Below are 2,321 nucleotides of genomic sequence, written 5' to 3'. Positions count from 1 at the left end.
CGACGGCCGCCTTCACCTGCCGCTCCCGTACGCCGAGTTCCCCGGCGATCCTGTCTTCGATGGACGTCGTCACGATCACGCTCCGCTGTTCTGTGGTCCGCCGACTGCATTGTGGCAGGTGAAGGCGGCCGTCGAGCTGCTCGACGGCGGGTCGACCGTGCCGTTCATCGCGCGCTACCGCAAGGAAGCGACCGAGATGCTCGACGACGCGCAGCTGCGCACCCTCGAGGAGCGGCTGCGCTATCTGCGGGAGCTGGAGGAGCGGCGGAGCGCGATCCTGGACTCCGTGCGCGAGCAGGGCAAGCTGGACGACGAGCTGGAGGCGCGGATCAGGGCCGCCGACACCAAGGCGCGCCTTGAGGACATCTATCTCCCGTTCAAGCCCAAGCGGCGCACGAAGGCGCAGATCGCCCGTGAGGCGGGCCTCGAGCCGCTCGCCGAGGGCCTGTTGAGGGATCCGTCGGTGGAGCCGCTCGCCGCCGCCGCGGCGTTCGTCGACGCGGACAAGGGCGTGGCGGATCCCGCCGCCGCGCTGGAGGGCGCCCGTTCCATCCTCACCGAGCGGTTCTCCGAGGACGCCGATCTCATCGGCGAGCTGCGGGAGCGGATGTGGACACGCGGCCGGCTGGTCTCGAAGGTCCGGGAGGGCAAGGACGACAGCAAGGAGGGGCCGGGCGCCAAGTTCGCCGACTACTTCGACTTCGCCGAGCCGTTCCCCGAGCTGCCCTCGCACCGGGTGCTGGCCATGTTCCGCGGCGAGAAGGAGGACGTCCTCGATCTGGTGCTGGAGCCGGAGGACCCGTCCGAGGCCCCGGAACAGCCGGGCCCGACGATGTACGAGAACATGATCGCGCGGCGCTTCGAGGTCGCCGACCGCGGCAGGCCCGGTGACAAGTGGCTGGCGGACACGGTGCGGTGGGCATGGCGCACCCGGATTCTGGTCCACCTCGGGATGGATCTGCGGCTGCGGCTGCGGACCGCCGCGGAGGACGAGGCGGTGCGGGTCTTCGCCGCGAATCTGCGCGATCTGCTGCTGGCCGCGCCCGCCGGCACACGCGCGACGCTCGGGCTCGATCCCGGGTTCCGTACGGGCGTGAAGGTGGCCGTCGTCGACGCGACGGGCAAGGTCGTCGCCACCGACACGATCTATCCGCATGTGCCCGCCAACCGGTGGGACGAGTCGCTCGCGACACTGGCACGGCTGGCCGAGGCCCACTCGGTCGATCTGATCGCCATCGGCAACGGCACGGCGTCCCGGGAGACGGACAAGCTCGCCGCCGAGCTCTGCGCGAAGCACCCGGAGCTGAAGCTCACCAAGGTCATGGTGTCCGAGGCGGGCGCCTCGGTGTACTCGGCCTCGGCGTTCGCCTCGCAGGAGCTGCCCGATCTCGATGTGTCGATCCGCGGCGCCGTCTCGATCGCGCGCCGGCTCCAGGATCCGCTCGCGGAGCTGGTGAAGATCGATCCCAAGTCGATCGGTGTCGGCCAGTATCAGCACGACCTGTCCGAGGTGAAGCTCTCCCGCTCGCTGGACGCGGTCGTCGAGGACTGTGTGAACGGCGTGGGTGTCGATGTGAACACCGCGTCCACACCGCTGCTCTCCCGGGTGTCGGGCATCGGGACGGGACTCGCCGAGAACATCGTCGCCCACCGCGACGCCCATGGGCCGTTCCGGTCGCGGCGGGCGCTCAAGGATGTGCCGCGGCTCGGCCCCAAGGCGTACGAACAGTGCGCGGGCTTCCTCCGTATCCGTGACGGCGACGACCCGCTGGACGCGTCGAGCGTCCACCCGGAGGCGTATCCGGTGGTGCGGTCGATGGTGAAAACGACCGGCAGCGAGGTCGCGTCCCTCATCGGGAACGCGCCGGTGCTGCGCTCGCTGAAGCCGGCCGACTTCGTGAACGACTCCTTCGGACTGCCGACCGTGACGGACATCCTGCGTGAGCTGGAGAAGCCGGGACGGGACCCGCGTCCGGCCTTCAAGACCGCGACGTTCAAGGACGGCGTGGAGAAGATCGGCGACCTGGCGTCGGGGATGGTACTGGAGGGAGTCGTGACGAATGTCGCGGCGTTCGGCGCGTTCGTGGACATCGGCGTGCATCAGGACGGGCTGGTCCATGTCTCCGCCATGTCGAGGAACTTCGTGAAGGATCCCCGGGAGGTGGTCAAGCCGGGCGACGTGGTCAAGGTGAAGGTGATGGAGGTCGACGTCCCCCGTAAGCGGATCTCCCTGACGCTGCGGCTGGACGACGAGGTCGGAGCGAAGCCGGAGCGTGACCGGTCGGGCGGGTCCGGTGGGTCGGGCGGGTCCGGTGGTGGAC

At 69.8% G+C, this 2,321-nt stretch carries 1 protein-coding gene; it reads left to right on the top strand.

The annotated features are described in order from the left end of the window. Positions 1-109: 109 nt before the first annotated feature. On the top strand, positions 110-2,321 hold a 2,212-nt coding region (locus BFF77_RS30605; protein WP_281196655.1), incomplete at its 3' end, for a Tex family protein.

Source organism: Streptomyces lushanensis (assembly GCF_001700515.1).
GTDB lineage: Bacteria > Actinomycetota > Actinomycetes > Streptomycetales > Streptomycetaceae > Streptomyces > Streptomyces lushanensis.
This window is presented reverse-complemented; position numbering and strand designations above follow the sequence as displayed.